Source organism: Leucobacter massiliensis (genome assembly GCF_002982315.1).
GTDB lineage: Bacteria > Actinomycetota > Actinomycetes > Actinomycetales > Microbacteriaceae > Leucobacter > Leucobacter massiliensis.
Genome location: NZ_MWZD01000022.1, coordinates 31,676 through 54,665, shown reverse-complemented (window position 1 = coordinate 54,665; position 22,990 = coordinate 31,676). Strand labels below are relative to the sequence as shown.

At 70.0% G+C, this 22,990-nt stretch carries 14 protein-coding genes; 5 read left to right on the top strand and 9 right to left on the bottom strand.

Annotated features, from left to right (window positions below):
• Window positions 1–94: 94 nt before the first annotated feature.
• The gene (locus B4915_RS12480; protein WP_105806147.1) at window positions 95–1,330 is read left to right on the top strand and encodes a polysaccharide biosynthesis protein; all 1,236 of its coding nucleotides are present in this window, start codon (window positions 95–97) and stop codon (window positions 1,328–1,330) included.
• A gap of 86 nt (window positions 1,331–1,416) precedes the next feature.
• On the opposite strand, the gene B4915_RS12475 is transcribed toward B4915_RS12480, so the two are convergent.
• The 4 genes from B4915_RS12475 to B4915_RS12460 all read right to left on the bottom strand — a co-directional run bounded on the left by B4915_RS12475 (window position 1,417) and on the right by B4915_RS12460 (window position 7,042).
• Complete coding sequence (locus tag B4915_RS12475) at window positions 1,417–3,021, bottom strand: DUF2142 domain-containing protein (protein WP_105806146.1); 1,605 nt, start codon at window positions 3,019–3,021, stop codon at window positions 1,417–1,419.
• Window positions 3,018–4,559 carry a DUF2142 domain-containing protein gene (locus tag B4915_RS12470; protein WP_105806145.1) on the bottom strand — a complete coding sequence of 514 codons (1,542 nt, stop codon included), beginning with the start codon at window positions 4,557–4,559 and terminating at the stop codon, window positions 3,018–3,020. The genes B4915_RS12475 and B4915_RS12470 overlap by 4 nt, the downstream gene beginning before the upstream one ends.
• Window positions 4,560–4,691: 132 nt before the next feature.
• Window positions 4,692–5,936 carry a lipopolysaccharide biosynthesis protein gene (locus B4915_RS12465; protein WP_105806144.1) on the bottom strand — a complete coding sequence of 415 codons (1,245 nt, stop codon included), beginning with the start codon at window positions 5,934–5,936 and terminating at the stop codon, window positions 4,692–4,694.
• On the bottom strand, window positions 5,933–7,042 hold the full coding sequence (locus tag B4915_RS12460) for a glycosyltransferase (RefSeq protein ID WP_105806143.1): 1,110 nt from the start codon (window positions 7,040–7,042) through the stop codon (window positions 5,933–5,935). The genes B4915_RS12465 and B4915_RS12460 overlap by 4 nt, the downstream gene beginning before the upstream one ends.
• Window positions 7,043–7,225: 183 nt before the next feature.
• On the opposite strand from B4915_RS12460, the gene B4915_RS12455 reads away from it, so the two are divergent.
• From B4915_RS12455 to B4915_RS12440, 4 genes are all read left to right on the top strand, one after another.
• Window positions 7,226–8,365 (top strand): glycosyltransferase family 4 protein, encoded by a 1,140-nt coding sequence (locus B4915_RS12455; RefSeq protein WP_105806142.1) that lies wholly within the window; start codon window positions 7,226–7,228, stop codon window positions 8,363–8,365.
• Between the two features lie 110 nt (window positions 8,366–8,475).
• Window positions 8,476–9,159: a glycosyltransferase family 2 protein gene (locus B4915_RS12450; RefSeq protein WP_105806141.1), complete on the top strand. Its 684-nt coding sequence runs from the start codon at window positions 8,476–8,478 to the stop codon at window positions 9,157–9,159.
• An 8-nt stretch (window positions 9,160–9,167) separates the two neighbouring features.
• A complete protein-coding gene (locus B4915_RS12445; protein ID WP_105806140.1) occupies window positions 9,168–9,608 on the top strand; it encodes a DUF2304 domain-containing protein in 441 nt (146 codons plus the stop codon).
• Between the two features lie 78 nt (window positions 9,609–9,686).
• Window positions 9,687–12,011 (top strand): S-layer homology domain-containing protein, encoded by a 2,325-nt coding sequence (locus B4915_RS12440; RefSeq protein WP_105806139.1) that lies wholly within the window; start codon window positions 9,687–9,689, stop codon window positions 12,009–12,011.
• Between the two features lie 57 nt (window positions 12,012–12,068).
• Here the strand turns inward: B4915_RS12440 and B4915_RS12435 are convergent, their stop codons facing one another.
• The 5 genes from B4915_RS12435 to B4915_RS12415 form a co-directional block, all read right to left on the bottom strand.
• Window positions 12,069–13,142, bottom strand: a complete 1,074-nt coding sequence (locus tag B4915_RS12435; protein ID WP_342747308.1) for an ATP-binding cassette domain-containing protein — start codon at window positions 13,140–13,142, stop codon at window positions 12,069–12,071.
• 34 nt (window positions 13,143–13,176) lie between these two features.
• Complete coding sequence (locus B4915_RS12430; RefSeq protein WP_245907495.1) at window positions 13,177–14,043, bottom strand: ABC transporter permease; 867 nt, start codon at window positions 14,041–14,043, stop codon at window positions 13,177–13,179.
• A gap of 83 nt (window positions 14,044–14,126) precedes the next feature.
• Window positions 14,127–15,686 (bottom strand): polysaccharide pyruvyl transferase family protein, encoded by a 1,560-nt coding sequence (locus tag B4915_RS12425; RefSeq protein ID WP_181158588.1) that lies wholly within the window; start codon window positions 15,684–15,686, stop codon window positions 14,127–14,129.
• A 67-nt stretch (window positions 15,687–15,753) separates the two neighbouring features.
• Window positions 15,754–19,296, bottom strand: a complete 3,543-nt coding sequence (locus tag B4915_RS12420; RefSeq protein WP_105806136.1) for a bifunctional glycosyltransferase/CDP-glycerol:glycerophosphate glycerophosphotransferase — start codon at window positions 19,294–19,296, stop codon at window positions 15,754–15,756.
• Window positions 19,293–22,967, bottom strand: coding sequence for a bifunctional glycosyltransferase/CDP-glycerol:glycerophosphate glycerophosphotransferase (locus tag B4915_RS12415; RefSeq protein WP_181158587.1), 3,675 nt, complete (start codon window positions 22,965–22,967; stop codon window positions 19,293–19,295). The genes B4915_RS12420 and B4915_RS12415 overlap by 4 nt, the downstream gene beginning before the upstream one ends.
• Window positions 22,968–22,990: the final 23 nt, after the last annotated feature.

The following is a 22,990-nucleotide window of genomic DNA, read 5'->3' as shown; positions in this document are numbered from 1 at the left end:
ATGCCTGGTCGCGCGAACTCCAATCCTATCCCGGCGCGACCGCAGAGGCGCCGCACTCCGCTCGCGGCCGTGATCGAAGCAGGGGGACCCCGACGTGACCGACTCCGCCGCGCGCACGCGCTCGGGACTGATCCTCGTGCTCGCCGGCACCGTGGTGTCGGCCGCAAGCAGCTTCATCGTGCTGCTGATCGTCGCCCCCGCGCTGGGCCCCGCCGGCTACGCGCAGTTCTCGGTCTACTGGGCGGCGCTGTTCATGGTCGTCGCCGTGCTCTTCGGCGTGCAGCAGGAGTCGACTCGCGCCGTCGCGGCCGCTCCCGCCACCGACGAGGACGACCCCGCGCGCGGGCCGCTCACCTCCGTGCTCGCCTTCGCGCTCGTGGTCGCCGCGACCCTGCTCGTGGCGGTCGGCGCCAGCAGCCCCGTCTGGAGCGAAGCCCTGTTCGGACCCGGCGCCGGCGGCTGGGGCTTCCCGCTCGCCCTCGCGGTCGCGAGCTACGCGCTCGTCGCCGCCACGAACGGGATCCTCGCCGGTTCCGGGCGCTGGGGGCCGTTCTCGCTGCTCGCCGTGATCGACGGGGCGCTCCGCCTCGCCCTCGTCGCGCTCGCGCTCGCCCTCGGGCTCGACGGCACCGCGCTCGCCTGGGCGGTGGCGATCCCCTTCCCCGTATCGCTCGCGATCGTCGTGCTCGGCAACCGCCGGGTGATCCGCGCCCGCGCCATCGTGGCCGGAACCCCGGGCAGGCTCGCCGCCAACACGGCGCGCACGCTCGCCGCCTCCGTCGCCACCGCGATCCTGATCAACGGCTTCCCGGTGTTCCTCTCGCTGTTCGGGCGCACGGACGCGGCGACGCTCGGGGCAGTGATCCTCGCCGTCACGCTCACCCGGGCTCCGATCCTGGTCCCCCTCACCGCACTGCAGAGCATGCTCATCGCCCGGCTCAGCGCGGTGCGCGAGGGGCGCGGCAGGCTGCTCGCCGCGGTGCTCGGCATCGTCGCCGCGCTCACCGGCCTCGTCGCCGCATTCGTGTGGCTGTGGGGCGGGCCGCTGCTCGCCCGCTTCTTCGGTGAGGGCTTCGTGCTGTCCTCGGCGACGCTCGCGGGGCTCGTCGCCGCTGCCGGCGCGCTGGGCGTACTCACCGCGACCGGCGCCGCAGCGCTCGCCCGCGAACGCCACACCGCGTTCGCGGCGGGCTGGCTGGCCGCCGCGGTCCTCGCGCTCGCGCTGCTCGCCCTGCTGCCGCTCCCACTCGAGGCACGCGTGGTGATCGCGCTGCTCGCGGGCCCGCTGCTCGGTGCGGTCGTGCACCTCGCCGTCACCCGCGATCGTTGACCGCGGCGTCCGCCCGGCGGAACACGTCTCCTCCGCCGGATCCGCACGTTCCCGCCGGGCCCGCACGGCCGGCGGCGTGGATCCGCTCAGCTCAGGTGGTGCGTGCCGGTCCGGCGGAGCCGCAGCCCCGGGTGCGCGAGCAGCACGAGCAGCACGGCCAGGGCTGCGAAGGCCACGGAGCCCGCGAACCAGACGAACTCGGGCGGCGGCGCGGACCGCCACCACCAGTCGACCGACGCGCCCAGGCGGGGCTCCGCAGGGGCGACGTAGCGGCGCAGATTCGTATAGAGCGCCACCGAGTTCGCGACCGTCAGCAGGGCCGCCGCCGTCCAGCACTGCGCCGGGCTGAATCCCGGGCGCCGCCACTCCCCGCCCGGTCCGCGGCTCGGGGCGAGCGCCACGATCACGAGCATGATGATGAGCGGCATGATGTAGCGTGGCTGCACCTGCCAGCCCACGCGCACCCCGTTCTGCACGAGCAGCAGCAGCGGGATCGCCACCGTGGCGGAAGCCACGCCGAGCACCGCGACCGTCTTGCGCCAGTCGAAATGGGCGAGCGCGGTGAACAGCACGGCCGAGAAGACGAAGGTGGTGGGCAGCCAGACGAGCGCCGGCAGCGGGGTGTCGAGCCAGCCGAGACCGGTGTAGGGGCTGTCGTCGAAGTTCTGGCCGAGCACGCCGAAGAACAGCTCCGGCAGGTCGAAGAGGTTGCCCACGAGCAGCGCGCGCTTGGGCACCTCGGCGGCTCCGTCGATCGCCATGCCGCCGCCGAGCGCGGAGCCGGTCTGGTTCGCACTGAGGAACGCGACCGCCGCCGCCACGATCACGCCGAACGGGATGATCGCGCGCAGCCAGAAGCGCCGCGAGTGCTCCCAGCTCAGTGCCAGCGCAGCGAGCACCGCGATCACCGTGTAGGCGGCGCTGTCGCCCCGGGCACCGAGCCCGAGCAGCGCAGCGAGCGCCGCGTAGCCACCGAGTGCCCAGGCCCGGCGGCCCTCGGACGCGAAGAAGCCGAGCAGCGCGGGCAGCAGCAGCGCTGCCGAGGCGATCGCCCAGCCGCTCGGGTTGATCGAGGGAATCAGGAAGAGCCCGAAGGGTACGAAGGTGGCCACGATCCCGCCCGCGTAGGCGAGCCGGTTCGCGCGCGGCAGCAGCAGCCACAGCCCCACCGCCAGCACCGAGAACAGCAGTGCCTGCGCGAAGCGCATCGCGAGCACCGACAGCACCAGATTGTCGCTCGCGAGCAGCGAGGTCCAGAAGTAGTAGCCCGAGGGGTAGAGACCGTCACCGTTCACCCGGTCGCTCTCGGTCAGGCCGAAGCGCCCGTCGAGGAAGTCGCCGCCCTGGCAGGCGGCGCTGCGGCTCGGCTCATGCGCGTAGCAGATGGCGCGTTCGATCGTGTCGGGGACCATGCGGGTGTCGGCGCTCGATCCCGCGCCGCACAGGCCCTCTCGCTCCCCGCTGCCGCACCAGATGCTCGCGATGTGGAAGTCCTCATCGGGGCTCGCGCCGACCGGGGAGGAGAGCGCCCAGGCGCCGAAGGTGAGCATCAGCAGCAGGCCGGCGAGCACCGCGAACAGCGCGGTGCGCCGCCCGGACACACCGGGCTCCGCCGCGGCCCTGGCCGTGTCCCGCACCACGGTCTCCTTCACGTCCTCGCCCCCGCCCATCGGGGCATTCCCCGCGCTCATGCCACGGCCCCCGATCGCACGGACTGCGGCACCGTCACGGACTCCGCCGCACGTTCGGTCTCACCGTTGCGTCGCAGCAGGCCCACCAGCACGACCGTGAGCGCCGCGAAGGCGAGCGAGCCGATCAGCCACACGAGCATCGGCGGGGGCGCCGAGCGCCACCACCAGTCGCCGTCGTTCAGGTTGAAGTTGCCGGGCGAGACGTAGCGGCGCATATTGCTGAAGAGCGCGACCGAGTTCGCGAGGCTCAGCAGCCCGGCCACGATCCACCACTGCACGCGGGTGAGCCGGGGCAGCCGCAGTAGCCGCACGTGACCGTCGGGACTGGGCGAGAGCGCCACGGCGGCGAAGACGATGAGCAGCGGCATCACGTATCGCGGCTGCACCTGGAAGCCGATGGGCACGTGGCTCTGGAAGTGGATGTAGAGCGGGATGGCCGCGGCCGCGAGGCCCACCCCGAGGAGCGCGACGGCGCGGCGCCAGTCGAAGCGCGCGATCGCGGTGAGGATCACCGCCGCGAAGACGAAGGTGGTCGGAGCCCAGACGGCGGCGGGCAGCGGGGTGTCGAGCCAGCCCAGCCCCGTGTAGTCGCTCGAATCGAAGTTCTGGCCGAACACCCCGGCGTAGAGCTCGGGGAGGTCGAGCACATTCTCGAAGAGCAGGATGCGCGGGCTCAGGAACTCGAAGCCGTTCTGCGTCATGCCGTCGAGCGCGAGCCCCGTCTGCCCGGCGGTGAGGAAGGTGAACGCCGAGGCGAGGATGATCGCGAGGGGCAGGATCGCCCGCAGCAGGAACTCGATCGTGGGGCGGAATGCGAGTACGAGTGCGGCGAGCACGGCCACCACCGCGTAGGCGGCGCTGTCGCCCCTGGCCCCGAGGCCGAGCAGCGCGGCGACGATCGCGAGCCCGCCGAGCGCCCAGCTGCGCCGCCCCGTGGTGGTGAGATATCCGAGGAGCGCGGGCAGCAGCAGCGCCCCCGAGGCGATCGACCAGCCGCTCGGATTGACGGAGGGGATGAGGAACATGCCCAGCGGCACGAAGGTGATGGCGACGGCGCCGAGCAGCGCAACCCGGTTCGCACGCGGCAGCAGCAGCCAGGTGGCGACGGCGAGCACCGTGAACAGCAGCGCGTGCGCGAAGCGCATCACGAGCGTCGACACCGCGAGGTTGTCACTCGCGAGGAAGGAGGTCCAGAAGTAGTAGCCGGTGGGGTATTGCCCGTTCGAGTTCACGCGACGGGAGTCCTCGAGGCCGAAGCCGCTGTCGAGGAAACCCTCCCCCTGGCACGCGGCGCTCCGGTCCCCCTCGTGGGCGTAGCAGATCGACTCGGCGATCTTGTCGGGGATGGCCCGGTTCTCCGGCACCGAACCCGCACCGCACAGCCCCTCCCGCTCGCCGCTGCCGCACCAGATGCTGGCGAGGTGGAAGTCTTCGTCGGGGGTCGCGCCGACGGGCGAGGAGAGCGCCCACGCCCCGAAGGCGACGAGCGCTGCGAGCACGATGCCGAGGACGGCGAGGATGCGCTTGGGCGAGGTCATGCTGCGGGCGGCTCCGGGTGTCGGTGCGGGAGATGCGGTCGGGATGTGCGCTCGGCTCGCGCGGGAGTTGCCACCCGCTGCCCGGAATCCACGCGTGAAGGGACCCCGCAAGCTTCGCGCCCGCAGTCGATTCTAGGCGCTTTCCGCCGCTGCTCCGGTTCCGCCCGTCTCTGGGGCGGCGGCGGGACGCGGGGCGAGCCGCAGCCCGCAGACGACCACCGCCGTCGATCCGCCCACCGCGCCGAGCAGGAACCCGGCGAGGGCGCCCCACTGCCCCCACGCCGGCGATGCCGCGAGCATCACGGCGGTGCCGGCGATCGTTGCGAGGAGCCAGATCCTCGCGTACAGGCCCTGCCTGCCCACGGCCGTGAGGTAGGCCGCGGGTGCCGACATGACCGACATGGCGGCCACCGCGAGCAGCATGAGCTGCATGCTGAGGGTGCCGTCGCGGTAGCGGTCGCCGTAGAAGAGGGTGAGGATCCAGGGCGCGAGCGCGATGAGCGCGCCGAACACGGCCGCGAATCCGAGCAGGGTGACGACGAACACCCGCCGGTGCGAACGCCGGATCGCCTCCGCCGGCCCGCCGAGCATGCGCGCGAAGTGCGGGACGAGCACCTGGTTGACGGACTGGGCGACGAGATTGGCGGGCGTCGCGAGCGACAGGCCCGCCGCGAAGAGGCCCGCGAGCTGCGGCGACTCGAAGGCTCGCACGAACACCATCGTTGCGGGAAGCAGGCCGCCCGTCGCCAGCAGCGCGATGGCCGAGTCCCGCGTGAAGCCGAGCACCTCCCGACGCTCCGCCGGGCCGGCCGAGCTCCCGGCGCGCGGCCACCCGGCAAGCGCGAACAGCGCGTAGCCCGCGGCGAGCGGCAGGAGCAGCGCCCAGTCCCATCCGGAGATGAGCACCAGCACGAGCGCCGTGATCGCGACGAGGGAGGTGAGCGTGTCGACGACGGCGGCGCGGCCCACCCGGTCCTCACCCAGCAGCGCACCGCGCGCGAACACATACCCCGAATAGCCGACGACCAGTGCCACCGCGCCCAGCACCTCTGCCGCCCCGCTGCCGAGCAGCACCGCGGCGAGCGCGGAGGCGATCGCGAGCAGCGCCACCGAGACGGCGAAACTGCGCTTGAGCACGCGCATCGCGGGGCCCGCCAGCAGCGGGTCGGGCAGGAAACGCGAGGCCGCGACCCCGGCGGCGGCCGGCCAGAACAGCGAGGCGTACACCGCGAGCGAGAGCAGGGCGCTGACCTCGCCCAGGCTCTCGGGCCCCGCGAGCCGTCCGATCACGATCGTGTAGGCGAAGCGGGCGACGCCCTGCACGCCCATGCCCACGGTCGAGAGAACCGCGCGCGAGAGCACTCCCCCGCCGTTCACCGCTTCCGCGACCCCTCGACCAGCGTGGCGAACACGGCCCGGTAGTCGTTGGCCACCCGCTGCGGGCTGTACCGCTCCTCGGCGCGGCGCCGGGCGGCGGCGCTCAGCGCGCCCCGCTCCTCGTCGGAGAGGCGCGCGTAGCCGAGCAGCGCCTCGGCGAGGGCTGCTCGGTCCCCCGCCGGAACCGCGAAGCGAGGGTCGTCGGCGAACTGCCGGCAGTTGCCGATGTCGCTCGTGATGACGGGCACCCCGCTCCCCGCGGCCTCGGCGCCCACGAGCGGCGAGGTTTCGCCGTAGCGGCTCGAGATCACCAGGGCCGAGGCTGCGGCGAGCGCCTGCTCGGGGTGCGCGGTGGGCCCGGCGAGCGCGATCCGCCCCTCCGCTGCGAGCTCCACGGCCCCGGTCTCGCGCAGGAGCTGCCGCATCCGCTCGTCCCCGGGTTCGACCCCCGGCCCGTAGGCGCGCAGGCGCCAGCCGGGAATCCGCTCGGCGACGTCCGCGAAGGCACCGAAGAGCACGTCGTGGCCTTTCACGGGGTGGTTGCGGGCGATGGAGACGAAGGTGCGCGACGCCGGGTCGAAGCTGGGCCGCTCCGGGATCTCCGCGCCGTTCAGGATCGGAGCGACCACCTTCCGCATGCGCAGGGAGCGGATGAATCGGGCCATCTCGGGGCTGTCGCTCGACGGGATCACCGCGGCGAAACGCCAGGAGAGCAGGCCGACGGCGCGCGCGATGAGCCGGGTGAGCGGGTGATCCGCGGGGCCGAAGCCGTGCGTGTGCACGGTCGTGGTGCGCGGAGCGGAGGTGCGGGCCAGCGCGGTCACGAGATCGGCGTGGAAGAGGTGGGAGGAGACGATGTCGGGCGCGAAGTCGCGGATCTGCGCGTTCAGCGCGCGGACCATGCCCGGGAGGTCGCGGGAGCTCGGCGGCGTGTCGAGATAGGCGAGCTCGTCGAAGGCCGCGTCGAGCTCCTCGCTGAGCGTCCCCCGGCCCATGAGCACGACCAGGCGGGTGCGGTCGCGCGGGTCGCGGTGCCGGCCGAGCATCGCGAGCAGCCGTTCGGCGCCGCCGATGTCGGCGTCGGTGCAGACGTACAGAATGCGCAAGGATCCTCCTCCGCCGCCCTGCCGACCAGTCGGCCGGGAACCGTGCGGCCCGCGATGTTCTCTCTCACACACCCTAGAGCTTCGTCGCCGGGATCGCGCGCAGGGTGCGTGCGCCGGGAGGGGGCGGCGAGCCGGGACACTACTATCGAAAGGCCGGGAAGGACCACGGCGGAGGGAGCCGAGGTGCGCATCGCATTCGTCGTGAACAACTACCCGCCGCGCACGGGCGGGGTCGAGCTGCACGTGCGCTCGCTCGCCGCAGAACTGGCGCTGCGCGGGCACCGGGTGCTCGTGGTGACGCTCGGCGAGACGCCGGGATGGTCGCGCGACGACCGGGTCGAGGTGCTGACGCTGCCGGAGCACTTCCGCATCGCGAACATCCTGGGGTTCCCCGGCCCGGGCACCCGCCGGCGCCTCACGCGGCTGCTGCGGGAGCGCGGCGTCGAGGCGGTGTCGGTGCACACGCGGTTCTTCCCGATGAGCTTCGTGGGCTGGCGGGCGGCCAGGCGCGCCGGGATCCCGGTGATCCACACCGAGCACGGCAGCGACCACGTGGCGAGCGACTCGCGGATCATCGGCCTCGCCAGCCGGGCCGTCGACGTCACACTGGGGCGGGCCGTGCTGCGCGGAGCGGACCGGGTGCTCGGGGTGTCGCGCGAGGTCACGGAGTTCGTGAGGCGGCTCGCGGGGGTGGAGGCGACGGTCTTCCCGAACGCGATCGAGGTGCGCGCGGCAGAGGACCCCGACGAGCAGATCACGGACCGGCCCGGGCATCTCGTCTTCGTGGGCCGCCTGGTGCCAGGAAAGGGCTGGGAGGCCTTCCTCGAGGTGGTGGCGGCATGCCGGGCCGCGGGCCGCGACACGACGGGCGAGGTGCTCGGCGACGGCGCCGACATGCCCCGGCTGCGCGAGCGCCTCGCCGCACTGGGACTGGGCGGTGCGGTCGCCGTGCGCGGCCGGGTGCCCCAGTCCGAGGTGCGGCGAGCGCTGCGGGGTGCGACGCTGATCAACCCGACCACCCTCTCCGAGGGCTTTCAGACGACGCTGCTCGAAGCGATCGCCGAGAGCGGCAGGGTCGTCACCTATCCGGTGCCGGGGGCCGAGACCTTGCGCGCGGAGGGCGCGAACGTGGTGATCACGAGCGGGCGAGATCCCGCCGAGCTGGCCGCAGCCACCCTGCGCCTGCTCGGCGCGCCGGGCGATCCGGCTCCGCGAGGCTTCATCGACGCCTGGTCCTGGGCGGCCCGCGCCGTCCAGTTCGAACGGGAGTGCGCGGCCCTGCCGTCCGCGGCGACACCGGAGCCCCCCGCGGGCTCGCGCTAGCCTCCCGCCGCGGCCACGGCCCAGGGTTCTCGGCGACGCGGGCGGCAACTACACTGGAGTGCGGCGATCCGCCGTTCCGACCCCACCCTCCCAGTCCGAAGGGCTCACGCATGTCTGATGCACCGCGCAACGCGGACACCTGGCTCGTCGTGCCGCTCTACAACGAGGGGCAGGTGGTGCGCGAGGTCGTGTCCGCAGCACGCGAGGTCTTTCCGAACATCGTCTGCGTCGACGACGGCAGCAGCGACGGCTCCGTGGCGGAAGCGCTCGCCGGAGGCGCGGTCGTGGTGCGCCACCCCATCAACCTGGGGCAGGGCGCGGCCCTGCAGACGGGCCTCGACTTCGCGCTCGCGCAGCCCGGGGCCGAGTACTTCGTCACCTTCGACTCCGACGGCCAGCACCGCACCGAGGACGCCGAGCACATGGTGCAGCGCCTCCGCGAAGAGCCCCTCGACATCGTGATCGGCTCGCGCTTCCTCGACGGCCGCACCCAGGCGGGCACTCTGAAGCGAATCGTGCTGCGCCTCGCGGTCGCCTTCGAGCGCCTGAGCACCGGCGTCAAGCTCACCGATGCCCACAACGGGCTGCGCGCCCTGAACCGAGACGCCGCGAGCCGGATCCGGATCCGCCAGAACCGCATGGCGCACGCGAGCGAGATCGTCGCCCAGATCGGCAAGCAGCGACTGCGATACGCGGAGGAGCCGGTGCACATCATCTACACCGACTACTCCCGCGCGAAGGGCCAGTCGCTGTGGAACTCGGTGAACATCCTCAGCGAACTGTTCGTGAAGTAGGAGGCGGGATGGACCAGATCATCATCAAGTCGATCCTCGTGATCGCCTTCGTCCTCTTCGCGGCGGCGCTGATGCGTTCGGGCGGCTCGGCCCGCGCCCAGGCGATCCGCACCATCGCGCTGCTCGTCTTCCTCGTCGCCGCGATCGTCGCCGTGCTCTTCCCGGCGATCGTCAACGACCTCGCCGTCAGCGTGGGCGTGGGCCGGGGCGCCGACCTGCTGCTCTACGCGCTGCTCATCGCGTTCATCGGCAACGCGCTCACCTCCGCCCGCAAGCGCAGCACGCAGGACGCCCGGATCACGGAACTCGCCCGCACCATCGCCCTCCAGCGGCCGCTCTGGCCGGAGGACGAGCGTTTGCAGGGCGCGGGCCCGGCGCTGGACGCCGGTCCGGCCCAGAGCGGGACGAGTCGACCCTCGCGCCAGGACGGCGGGAAGGATCGCCTGTAGCGGAGGATAGCGATAGCATAGCCTCCACCCCGACGCGAATGCGCGTCGCAATCCATGCAGCCTCGATGAGGAGATCCTGTGCCCAGCGTCCTTCCCCCCGACAACCGTTCGGCGCGCCGTCCGCTGCGCGCCCTGGCGCTCGTACCGATCGTTGCCGCGCTGCTGCTCGGCGGGGCCCTCCCCGCCTCAGCAGTCGAGGAGCCCGAGCACTGGCCGCTCAGCGAGCCCGGCGAGCCGCCGGCCGACGCTCCCGAGAGCCCCGGCGCGGACGATCCCGGAGGAGACGGCGAGCAGCCTTCGGCGGAGGGCTCAGAGCCTGACGGGGCGGACCCCGGCGCGCCCGCGCCGAGCAGCGATCCCGAGGCTCCCCTTCCCGAGGAGTCCGTGCCCGCGGAGCCCGGGGAATCCGCACCCGAAGCGCCCGAGGAATCCGACTCTGAAGCCCCCGAAGGCGCCGAGCCCCTCGGCGAGGACACCGCCGCGCAATCCCTGCAGGCCGCCGCGAGCGGCGCCGGGCCCTTCGCCGATGTGCCCGCGAACCACCAGTTCGCGGCTGAGATCGCCTGGCTCGCGGGAACGCGGGTCACCACCGGCTACGCGGACGGAACGTTCCGCCCGAAGAGCGCGGTCACGCGGGAGGCCATGGCCGCGTTTCTCGAGCGCTTCGACACCGGCGTCCCGCTTCCGCCGCAGACCTTCTCGCCGTTCACGGACGTGGGCACCGGACACAAGTTCTTCTCGGAGATCATCTGGTTGAGTGCCAACGGCATCACGACCGGCTATGCGGACGGGCGCTTCAGCCCGGGCGGCGCCGTCGAGCGGCAGGCCATGGCCGCGTTCCTCTACCGCGCGGCGGGCAAGCCCGCGTTCACCGCGCCGGCGACCCCCAGTTTCACGGATGTGCCGCGCAGCCACCAGTTCTACCGCGAAGTCGAGTGGCTCGCCAGCACGGGCGTCACCACCGGCTACAAGGACGGCACCTTCAAGCCGAACGCCTCCGTCGAGCGGCAGGCGATGGCCGCGTTCCTCTCCCGCTTCGAACGGAAGTACTACGGCGGCAAGGCCTCCGCCGCGACGGCTCCCAGCCCGGGCGCGCTCAGCGTCAGTTCTCGCACGACCTCCTCGCTCACCCTCGCCTGGCCCGCGGTGAGCGGCGCTGCGAAGTATCGCCTCGCCTGGTCGCGTGCTCGTGGCGGGGAGCTTGCAAGCACCGTCGAGACCACCGGCACGGCCCAGCTCGTCTCGGGGCTCCGCCCCGATCTCGACTACTTCGTCACGCTGACGGCGCTTAACGGTTCGGGGAAGGCGATCGGGACGGCGGCGAAACTCACCGCGCACACGACGGCCCTGGCGCCGGTGAGCGTCGCCACCTTCAACGTCGCCGCTTCGAAGCCGGCGACCAGCCCGTGGGTCCTGTGGAAGGAGCGCCGTCAGGCGGTGTGGGAACGCGTGAACTCGCGGCACCCCGACGTGATCGCACTGCAGGAGGCGAGCTTCAACCCCGTCACCGCGAGCGGCGACCCGGGAACCGGGCACCCGGTCGGTGTCAACACCCGCTTCTACGGCGACGTGGTGCGCGGCTTCAAGAGCGCGGGCGGCACGAGCTACAAGCTGACGAACGAGTACCCCTGGAACTGCGCGAACGCCTGGAACCCAGCCGACCCCTCCTCCGGCGGCACGAAGCGCTGCCAGTACGTGAACAACGGCGCCTCGCTCGACGTCCGCATCGCCTACAACCCCGACACCGTGACCATGGTGTCGCAGGGCAGCCGGATCCTCGGCGGGGAGAACCCGAGCGGCTGGGCGTTCGACAAGGAGATGGAGCGCTACCTGGCCTACGCGGTGTTCGAGCAGAAGGCCACGGGCAAGCGATTCTTCTTCGCGACGCTCCACCTGCACCCGAGCGACACGGCCAAGCGGGAGGCCCACGCGAAGGCGGCCCGCACACTGATCGACGAGCTGAACACCGCGAAGCTGCCGGTGGTCCTCACGGGCGACTTCAACACCAACCACTGGACGAGCGGCGGCAACGACTACACGCGGATCGTCGGGTCTTTCACGAACAACGGGTACAAGAACGTGATGGGCACACGCCCGGCGTCGTACACACGCCAGGACACGGGCCTGCGTACCGCCTACGTCGGCCGGGCGAACTGCAACAGCTTCAACGGCTTCGCGAAGCAGTACGCCCTCGCCTCGAGCGGCTCGTCGAACATCGCGAAATGCTGGAACGACTCGTTCCGACAGGTGACGAACGTCGGCAACAATCTCGACTACATCCTCGTCAAAGGCGTGTCTCGGGTTCCGGTGTGGGAGACCATGCTGAACATCGACAACAGCGGTACGGTGCAGGGAGCCGCGCCTTCGGATCACGTCATGTTGCGTGCGGAGATCCTGCTCTAGGCCCCTTCGGCACAGGCCCGGGCGCGCTGGCAGCGCGGCCCGGGCCCGCCTGTTCTCTCAGGCGGACCGCTCGGTGAAGTGGACCCCGACGACAGGATCGTAGCCTGCGGTGCCGTGCTGGAACCGCAGCGCCCGGTCCCCGCCCTTCACGGTGCCGGTGACCTCCCCGGCGATGAAACCCCACGGCCCGGCTGCCCCTCCCCTGGCGAGGTACTCAGTGGTGAAGGAGCCCTTGGCGACGCCGAAACCCTCGCCCAGCGCCTCCGAGAAGGTGATGAGACCGCTCTCGAACTCCTGCTGGTAGCCTCCGCCGTTCTCTTCGATCCTCACCCGCTCCTGCACCGCCCTGCCGTAGCGGCTGGGGCTCCGGTCGTACACCTTCCGGATGGCGTCGACGATCGGCCAGCCCCCTGCGGGAGCGCCGTAGTTCGGCTTCATGAACTCGATCGCCTCATCGATGGGCCCGTCGAAGGCGATCCTGCCGTTCTGCAGCACGACACCGCGCTCGCAGAGCTGCTTCACCTGTCCCGCCGCATGGCTCACCACGAAGATCGTCTTGCCCTGCTCCCGCAGCTCCAGCATGCGCAAATTGCACTTCTCACGGAATTGCGCGTCACCGACCGACAGGATCTCGTCGACGAGAAGCACGTCGAGCTCAGTGTGCACCGCGACGGAGAAGCCCAGGCGGGAGTACATGCCCGAGGAGTAGCGCTTGACCTCGGTGTCGATGAACTCACCGATCTCTGAGAAGGCGAGGATGTCATCGAAGCGCTCGTCGACCTCCTCCCTCGACATGCCCAGGATCGCCGCGTTGAGGTACACATTCTCGCGCCCGGTGAGATCAGGATGGAAACCCGCCCCGACCTCCAGGAGCCCGGCGATTCTCCCCCGGGTGCGGATCCAACCGGCATCGGGGCGCAGCACACCCGACAGCATCTTCAGTGTCGTGGACTTGCCGGAGCCGTTCCGGCCCATCAGCGCGACCGACTGTCCCTGAGGCACCTCAAGGCTCACGCCGTCGACCGCGTTGAAGTCGGTCGAGAGCGACTTGCGCTTGAGCGCAGCGATGAAAGTCTCCTTGAACGACTGGGTGTGCTTGATCTTGAACGTCTTGCGCACATCATGGAGCACGATGGCGGGCTTGGCCGTTTCATCCGGCCGTGGCTCAGAGATACTGGGCAAAAGTCACCTCCCGGCGGCGGAACACGAGCTGACCGATGAGGAGAGTGACCAGGACGAGCCCTGCGCCGATCCCCACGTTCATGAGCAGATCGGGAGGCCGCGGCGTATCGGGGGCCAGAGGCAGCCAGAACGCGTCGTGGAAGAGCTCCACCGCTGTCGTCATCGGGTTCGCCATATAGAGGTGATACAGCCAGGACGGCGCCCGGTCGTGAACCATCTGCCACGAGTAGAGCACGGGCGAAGCCCAGGTGGCGAACATGAGGATGAGGTCGACCACGTTCTTCGCGTCTCGGTATGCGACGTTGATCGCCCCGAAGAAGAGGCCCAGCCCGAGCGCGAAACCGAGGATCAGCAGCACGCCCCCCGCGAAGCCTGCGAGTGCCAGCCAACCGATGGTCCACCCGTTCAGCAATGCGACGAGAAGCAGCAGGACGGCCTGCGGCAGGAAGTGTACGAGCGCGACACCCAACGCGGCGACCGGGAACAGCTCGCGCGGAAGATAGATCTTCTTGATCAGCGAGCCATTGTCGGTAATGGCCGAGGTGGTATTGCGCAGCGCTTCACTGAAGAGATTCACCGCGACGATCCCCGAGAACAGATAGATCGGGAAATAGTCGATTCCGCGGTTGGCCCCCATGATCACCCCGATCACGAGGTAGTACATGAGGAACTGGGCGGCGGGCCGGACGTAGGACCAGATCCACCCGAGCGTCGAGCCGTAATAGCGGGTCCTGATGCCCTTCTTCAGCAGCAGGGAGAGCAGATAGCGGTGTCTCACGACGTCGAGGAGACCCCTCGTCGCGCCCGGAGTATCGAACTCCGGGTCGTTCCGCACAGATGCCTGAATCACAATTTGCCAGTGTACCTTTCGGAGTCTGTGGGCTGCGCAAGCGAGTCCGTCCCGGGTGGCACTCCTCCGGAGCCGACGGTGTGCTACTTGCCGGATCCGAGCCTGGACCGACGCCATGCGTTGATGCGGTCGCGCAGCGCAGCTCCCGGTGGCCGGGTGCGGTGGCGCAGCTGAGCCGCCTCGCGCTGCGTCTCATCCCGCAATGCGTGCAGTTCTCGCTCGAGCTCGTCAATCCGCTTCTCGGATTCCACAAGCTGCTCACGAAGTTGCTCCACGGAGAAATCGACGTTCAGCCGATCGATGTTCGTGGCGTCGTGCGCAAGCCTGTGCGTGAGCAGGAGATCGGCGTCCGCTTCGCTCGCGGCCCAGGAGTAGCCCCCGCTGAACACGGCGTCGCTGGTCATGAGCTCGCCGTGGCCCGAGATGTCCGCCACGACACCGTCCCACCACGACGACTGATACTCGCGCACGAACTCCGAGACGCGAGTCGCGTGTCGCCGGAGCACCGGCGCGTCACGGCTCAGCGCGTCGAGCACGCGGGCTGCGAAGACCGAACGCCACGACTCGAACGGAATCGCGAAGGCCGAAAGCCCGAAGTTGTCGAGCGCGCCGCGCATGCGCACGGAGGAGTAGAAGCTGGTCACGAGACCGATGGCGGGAACGCCCAGCGCCGCGCCGAAAACGAGCGGGTGGTAGCGGGTTGAGATCGAGAACTCCGCGTCCGCAGTCACCGCCAGCACTTCTCGCGCCGAAATCATCGGCAGGGAGCGGATGCGGCCGCTCCGTGAGGCGGCGACGATGGCGTCGTGGCAGTAGACGTCGTTGCGATCGCCACGCTGCTCACTCTCGCCGAGCACGCCCATGTGCGGCAGCAGCACGATGTCAAGGTCCCGCCGCTCGCAGACCTCATCGAGCGCCCGCGCGATCTCGCGGTACAGCTGATAGCGCGGCAGCCCCGTCGACCAGGCGTGATAGGTGAAGCTGCCGACCGCGTAGCGATCCGGGAGCCCGAGGCGCGCCGAGAGCTCCATCGCGTCCTCGGAGGGCTCGAGCAGCACCGCATCGTCGAGGGTTCTCACCACGCGCGCACGGCCTCCGGTGATCTCCGCGATGAGCTCGGCGGTGTAGGACTCCCGCGCACCGACCACACGGGCGTAGCTCATGATTTCGGCGATCATCACGCGGTCTGCCCATGCCAGTTCCGGCCCGACGGTCTGGCTGCTCACGTAGAGCGGAACTTCAAAATGCTCAGCGATTCGCTTCAGCGCGAGCCGGTCGAAGATGTGATTCGGCGTATTTCGCGAGTTCAGATTGCCGCCGCCCGCGATCACCACGGCCCGCGCTTCGCGCACCGCCCCAACCGTAGCAGCCAGCTCCGCGGTCGACGGCGATCCGTTCCGGACCTCGGCGAGAATGCGATCGAGAAGGTCCTGCTTCCCGCGCCTGCTCTCAGGACGCCAGAAGCCGAATCGCGGGACGGCAGTGACGTCGTAGAAAGGTCCCGAGATGTCAACCTCCCCGGCGATCAAGGTGACTTCCGCGCCGCGACGACGAAGTTGCTCGATGGCCACCTCGGTCATGGCTTCGTCGCCGAGGTGGTACTGTCCGGCTCCGCTGACGTCTCCGAGCACTACGATCTTCACAACGGCCTCCGTGTCTCTCGCTGCAAGCCGTGACGGCCGCTCCCCGCGCACCGGCCCCGCATGCCGGTCACGCGTCCCCGCGCGGCGCGAACACCGCGTCGACGAGGCGCTGCGTGGCCTTACCGTCCTCGAGGGGCAGAAAGCGGGCGACGAATTCCTGTCGCTGCGGCTCGAATTTCGCCCGCAGGGCATCCGCATCCCGGATCGCATCGAGCAGCTCGCTCGCCGACTCGATCCGCGGCCCGAACACCGTCTCGCCGTACGGCAGGAAGCCTTCCCTGCCCGCGAAGTAGCGCTCTTCGTCAGGCACGAAGAAGAGCGTGGGCTTACCGGTCAGAGCGTAGTCGAAGCGCAGCGATGAGTAATCCAGCACGCCGATATCGGACGCGAGGATCAGGTGATTGATGTCGGGGTAGTCGGTCACGTCGATCACCCCGCCGGGTCCCCGGCGGCCGCCCGCGCGAGCATTGAAGGGGTGGCCGCGCAGCAGCACCGCGTATCCGGGTCCGAGCGCTGCCGACAGCTGCTCGGCGTCGAACAGCTCCACGAGCTTCGCCGTCGTGTCGTCGGCCGAGAGATAGTCGCGGAACGTCGGCGCGTAGAGCACCGCGCGCGTTCCCGGTGCGATACCGAGCCGGCTGCGGGTGTCCTCCCGCAGGGCGACGCTGTCCGTGTTCAGCAGCGCGTCGTTCCTCGGGTATCCGATCTCGAGGATCTCGCCGGGCAAGGGCGTGTCGGGGCGCCAGAACTCTCGCAAGAACCCGGTTGCGTAGGGAGCGGGAGAGACGAGGTAGTCCCACTCCTCGGCTCTCCGCATGAAGGACTCGATCCGCTCGGGCCCGAAGCCCAGTTTCTTCCACCACGGCCGTCCCGCAAGCTTGAACGGGTAGCCGTGGAAGGTCTCGACGAGCACCTGCCCCGGCCGTTTGCTGTACCAGTCGGGCTGGTGGACATTGACCATCACGTAGTCCGCGGTGGCGAACGCCTCCGCGTACGCTTTCGTCTCCTCGAGGACGGGGACGGCTCCCTCGGGAAGCCGGATCGAGGCGTCCTTGACCGCCCAGAGGAGTTCCAGCTCGCTGCCGCGGCGGCGAAGCTCCTCGTGGACCGCGAGCGCGGAGTCGTTTGCGTGCTCGCCGTAGAGGTTGCGGAACAGCACGGCCCGGCGCCGCCCGTCCGGGGAGAGCCGGTGCGACCAGTCACGCCAGCGCCAGCGATTGCCGTAGCCCTGCTGATCAGCGGGGATCGGCGGGGCGACGCTCATCACGAAATCCCCGCGTCCGTTGCGCATCGCGGTGAGCTGGAATCGCCCGCCCGTCCGCCGCAGCGGGAAACGGGAGACCACCCCGTGACCGAGGTAGAGGCGCGTCGATTCAGAGGGCTCTTCGGCGCGGAAGGTATAGCGGCCCGGTTTGATCCCCGCAGGCGGCAGCCCCCACCGGCCCTGCACGAGAGGCACGGTGATGACGATCCCATCACCGTCTCGGCGGGTCTCCGCGGGAACGGCGCCGCCTGGGCCATCCGCCACCAGCTCCGAGGACAGCGGCCCGAAGGCCCGGCCGGTGACGACCGCCCGGTCGTTGGCGATCTCCAGCTCCTCGACGAGGACCGCACCGGACAGGTCGACGACGGCGCAGATCCCCGGCGCGTCGCCACGCCGAGGGAAGAGCGGCGTCGCATACAGCTCTCCGGCGAGGATCGGCCGGTCGAGCAGCGGGTACGACTCGATCTGCCCGGACCGCGCGCGCAGGCGCGCCTCGCCGTGTCGCCGACTCGCCTCCCGCACTGACTCCAGCGCGAAGGACGCCTCGTACCGGCCCGGCTCCGCGCGGGTCAGCGAGGCCGCGGCCGATCCTGCTCCCTCGCCGATCGTCACCTCGTCGAGATCCGAGGGGTGGGAGAGCGTGAGCACGAATCGCCCCTGCTCGACCCGGGCCGCTTCGACCCGCGGCTGCGGGGCGAAGGCGTGCAGCCGGACGGGGGCGTGGTCAGCCTCCGCCGCGAATGCCGCAAAACGCTCTCCGTCCCCGATGTCGAGCGGCAGCGCGAGTACCGACTGCGCATCCGCCGTCAGCTCTCCCCGGCGCGTCAGTTCGCCCGATTCGATCTCCACCTCGATGGTGAAGACCGCATCGCGGCCGAGCAGCGCATACGGAATCTCGGCGCTCGCCGCGCCGAAGGACATATCGGCGTAGCGGCGCGTATGCCCCACCGCATCAGCGTCGTCGCGGCGGCGGCTCGTCGCGAGCTCGGTCCGGAGTCCGTCCTCCCCGAGCAGCCACGCACGCGTGGTGAACTCCGCCTCGTCCATCCGCAGGTGGTTGATATGCGCAAAGAAGTCCAGCCGGATCACACCGGCGTCGCCCGCACCGACACGGCGAAGCGTCGCGTGCAGCCCCGTTTCGGGCAGACCGAACTCGAAGACGTCGGCGGGGAGCACCTCGCGCAGCCGATCGGAAAGCGGGAACTCGCCGACGATGCGATCCCCGAGCGGCAGCCCTCCGAAGTGGTCCCGGTTCCAGCCGCCTGCTGCCAGGAACTCGAGTGCGAGCTCCTTCTCCCCGGCGAGGCACAGCGCGAGCAGGATCTTCCGACGTGCCTCGAGTTCGGCCCTGGTGTCGTCGGTGAGACGATCCCATAGGAAGCGCGTCAGCTCGATGAAGTGGGGCCAGCCCTCGCTGTCAATCGCCCGCAGATACGGGAGGAGATCACCGTAGTTGTTGCTGAGAATCTGCAGGACCCGGCGGTCTCGCGCGACATGCGCGCCACGCTCTTCGAGCACGCCGACCGCACGCTTGATCGCGAACTCGAAGTCTCGAAGGTTCCTGGCCGACACCGCGTTCTGCGTGATGGAGGAGTTGTCGGTCCGCACGCGCCAGTTCAGGCCCACAGTCTCCAGGAAATCAATCGCGCGCGCCGCCGCGTAGGCCTCCATCGTCATGATCTGGTCCTCATAGAGGTAACCCTCGGGAAAGGAGAATCGCTGCGCGTCCCAGAACTGCCGGCGGTAGACCTTGCTCGTGGCTATGGTGTTCACCATGATCTCCGGATGCTCCTCCAGCGTCGTGCCGATCAGCTCGCGCCGGTGCGCATCCCGGATCCACCTCCCCGCCGGGAAGAACCTGCCGTTCTTCTCGCGCCGGTAGGACATCACGGCGAAATCCGACCCGCTGCTCTGCAGCGACGCCACGGCCCGGGCATAGGCGTCGGGCTCGATGAAGTCGTCGCTGTCGATGAAGGTCAGGAACTCGCCCCTCGCGTGCCGCACCCCGGTGTTCCGTGCGGCGCTCAGGCCCCCGTTCGGCTGCCGGACGATCTCGATGCGCGCGTCCTCGCGCGCCAGGCGGCGCGCGATCGCCAGACTCCCATCAGGCGATCCGTCGTCGACCACGATGATCTGCACATTGTGATAGCGCTGGTGCATGAGTGAGCGCAGGCACTGCTCAAGGTAGGCCTCGACGTTGTAGACGGGCACGACGATGCTCAGCATGCCCGCCCGATACGGGCGCGCCGCCGCGTGACGGACCCGCCGCACCGCCCGTCGCAGCTCGGTCTTCATGCGCGCGGTGAGCGCAGGATTCGCGGACGTCTTCTCGAGCGCACGGCTCACGCCTGCCCCCTTTCCTTCAGTTCATCGAGGATGACGTCGACGAGACGCGCGGCTGCGTGCCCGTCGTCGAGTTCCATATAGCGCGCGATGAACTCGCGACGCTCGGGTTCGTGCTCAGCGCGGATCGATTCCGCCCGGCGGATGCCGCCGATCAGCTCGGCCTGCGAGCGCAGTTTCGGACCCGGAGACGTCTCGGCATACGGGATGAAGCTCTCGCGTGCCTCGAAGTACCGTTCCATGTCGGGCACCAGGAAGAACATGGGCTTGGCGGTCAGCGCATAGTCGAATCGAAGCGAGGAGTAGTCGAGGATCGCCATGTCCGACGCCAGGATCAGGTGATTGATGTCCGGATAGTCCGTGACGTTGACGATCGCGGACGAGGCGCTCGTTCCCACGCGGGCGTTGAAGGGGTGGCCGCGCAGGAGCAGCACGTACCCGGGCCCCAGCTCGCGCAGGAAGGCATCGAAGTCGAGGTGGTCGACGAGCTCGGCGGTCATGTCGTCCGCGGAGAGATAGTCGCGGAACGTCGGCGCGTACAGGATCGCCTTCGCGCCGTCTGGGATCCCGAGCCGCGCCCGGGTATCCGCGCGCAAGGCCCCGGCTTCAGCGCTCTGGAGCACGTCGTTCCTGGGGTAGCCGATTTCGAGCACCCGGCTCTCGATCTGGCGGTCGTCGCGGAAGAACTCCGCGAGGAGCGGCGTCGCGTACCGCGCCGGTGAAACGAGATAGTCCCACTCCTCCGCGCGGCGGAAGTAGCTCTCGACGTGCTCTGCCCCGACGCCGCGCCGCTCCCACCAGCGACGACCCGCCAGTTTGAAGGGGTAGCCGTGGAATGTCTGGATCAGCAGCTGTCCCTCGGACTTGCGATACCAGATGGGCTGGTGGACGTTGACCATCACGACGTCGGCGGTCGCGAAGGCTCGGTAGAACTCCTCGCTCTCCTCGATGACGACGCGCGCGCCCTCCGGCACGGGCACCGAAGCATCCTTGGCCGCCCAGACGAGCTCGACGTCGGCGCCGCGGCGCTGGAGTTCGCGGTGTACCGCCAGTGCCGAGTCGTTCGCCGCTTCGCCGTAGAGGTTTCGGAACAGAATCGATCGCCGCGGGCCGGCCGGAGCGAGCGCAGCCGCACGATCGCGCAGGCGGAGACGGTCACCCAGGCCGATCTCGTCGTCCCGCAGGGCCGGAGCGACGCGGAAACGGAGCAGGTTACGCGGGGAGCGTTCCAGGCTGAATCGGCCTGACTCGAGCGCGACGATCTCTCCCAGCTTCCGCACCACGGCCTCGGAGAGGTAGAAGCGGCACGCGCGTCCGGATCGGCGCCACCCCCTGAGACGGTAGAGGCCCGAGGCGAGGCCCAGGGGCCCGAGTCCCCAGCGCGGCTGCATGAGAGAGATGCGCAGCTGCAGCACGGCACCGCCGGCTTCTTCGGTGCGGGTGACGGTCGCGTCGTAGTCCGTCGATCCCGCGCGAGCCTGCAGCCGATCGAGTGGATCTCCACCCTCATCGCGCGCGGTGATCCGTATCTCCCGCTCCGCGAACTCGACGTCCGTGATCAGGACGGCGTCGGCGACATCCGCTACGAGCAGACGTCCGGACCGCGGATGCGGACGCGCGGCGATGCCCTTCTTGGCGATCAGCTGCCTGCGGAGTGCGAGCTGCTCGGCGGGCGTCGTGTGCAGCCGCGTGGCGAGGACGATGCTGCCGTCCGGGGCCTCAGTTCGCGGAGCGTCGAGGGCGGCGTGCAGCCGGGCTCCGTCGCCTGCCGCGAACTCCAGCTCGTACTCGACGGGTCCGCGCTCGCCGGCAGGAAGCGGAGGCAGCTCGAGCCTCGCGGAGGCCCTTGGACCGGAACCCGGAATCACCCTGGCCTCGGCGCGCGAGACCGAGAAGCGGTCGTCGGCGCGCACCAGCCGCACCCGTTCGGGCGAGAGGCCCGACACGAACGACAGCTCGATCGCTCGACCGCTGAATGAGGCCTCCTCCACTCGGACGTCGATCGACCGGACCGAGATCCGGGCCTCGTCGTCCACAATCCCCTCGCAGGCGACGCTGCACGCCCCGTCCTCCGCGTCCTCCGGCAGTGCGAACTCGCTGTGCGCGTCGAGCTTCGCGATGCCACTGCGACGGAGTTCGCCCGCGGAGATGCCGAGTCGCAGCCGATACTCACCCGGGGTTGCCAGCAATCCGGCGGGAACGATCACCGTCAACGCGGCAACGGACATATCGGCGTACCTGCGGGTGTGTCCGAGCGCGTCAAGATGGCTCCGACGGCGCTCGACGGCGATCGGCACCTCGGTGCCCCCCGGCTCGACGAGCGCAGCATCAAGTTCGTATTCTTCGACGTCCATCCGCATGTGATTCACGTGAGCGAACAGGTCGATCTCCCACGCCTGCGCGCTACGGCGGATCCGCCGCCAGACGCAGCTGAGTGCGGTCTCGCCCGATGAGAACCAGAACGCGTGCTCGGGGACCACGGCGCTGAGCTCGCCGGCGAGCGGCAGTTCTGCGCGGATGCGCGAGCCCGCAACCTCGCCACCGAAGTGGTCGCGGTTCCATCCGCCCTCGGCCAGGAAGCGCAGGGCCAGATCCCACTCCTGCTGCACGCAGAGAGCGGTCAGCACCTTCATGCGGGACTCGACCTCGTCCCACATCGACCCGGCCATCTCACCACTGAGCAGTTCGAGAAAGCGTCTCAACTGTTCCCGGGCCTCCCCGGTCATCTGCCGGATGTTCGGCAGGAACTCACCCATGTTGTTGTTGAATATCTGGAGCGCACGTTGCCGGGCAGCGGCATCAGCACCGTACTCCCGGAGGCGGTCGAGCGAGTCCCGGACGGCGATCCGGTGGTGCTCGATGTTGCGGGGCGTGGTCACCTGCTGCGTGATGGACGACTGGTCGCTGCGCATCCGCCAATTGATGCCGATGTGCGACATCACGTCGAATGCCCCGGCAGCAGCGAAGGCCGCCATGGATACGGCCTGGTCCTCGTAGAGCATGCCGACCGGGAAGACGAAGCCGTGCTCGTCCCAGAAAGCACGCCGGTACACCTTGCTCCACGCGACCGCGTTGACCATGATGTCCGGAAACTCGGCCAGGGTGGTCGCCGTGCGGTCCTGCCGGTGCGCCTCGCGGATCCACGGTGCGGCCGGCGGGAAATCGCCGTTCTTCTCGCGCCGGTACGGGAGGACCGCGAAGTCGGAACCCGAGCGGCGCAGCGAGGCGATCGCCTCGGCATACGGGTGACGGTCGACGAAGTCGTCGCTGTCGAGGAAGGCGAGGTACTCGCCCCTGGCGTGCCGTACACCGGTGTTGCGCGCGGCACTCAGACCCCCGTTCGCCTGACGCACGATACGCACCCGCGGGTCCCGTCGCGCGATCCCGCGCGCCACCTCATAGCTGCCGTCGGGCGAGCCGTCGTCGACGACGACGATCTCAAGGCGCCGGTAATTCTGCCGCAGCAGCGAGTTCAGGCACTGGGCGAGGTGCCGTTCCACGTTATAGACCGGTACGACAACGCTGAGGAGCCCGGGGATGAGGCCCCGCGACAGACCCCTCCGCGCCCGTGTGAAGACGCCGAACGCGACGCCGGAGGCGGCGCGAACGGCTTCGCGGGCGGGCAGCAACTCGGGGCTGGCGATCCGATCGATGATCTTGGTCTTCAAGCGCACGGAGCAGGTCCTCCCGGTCGCCG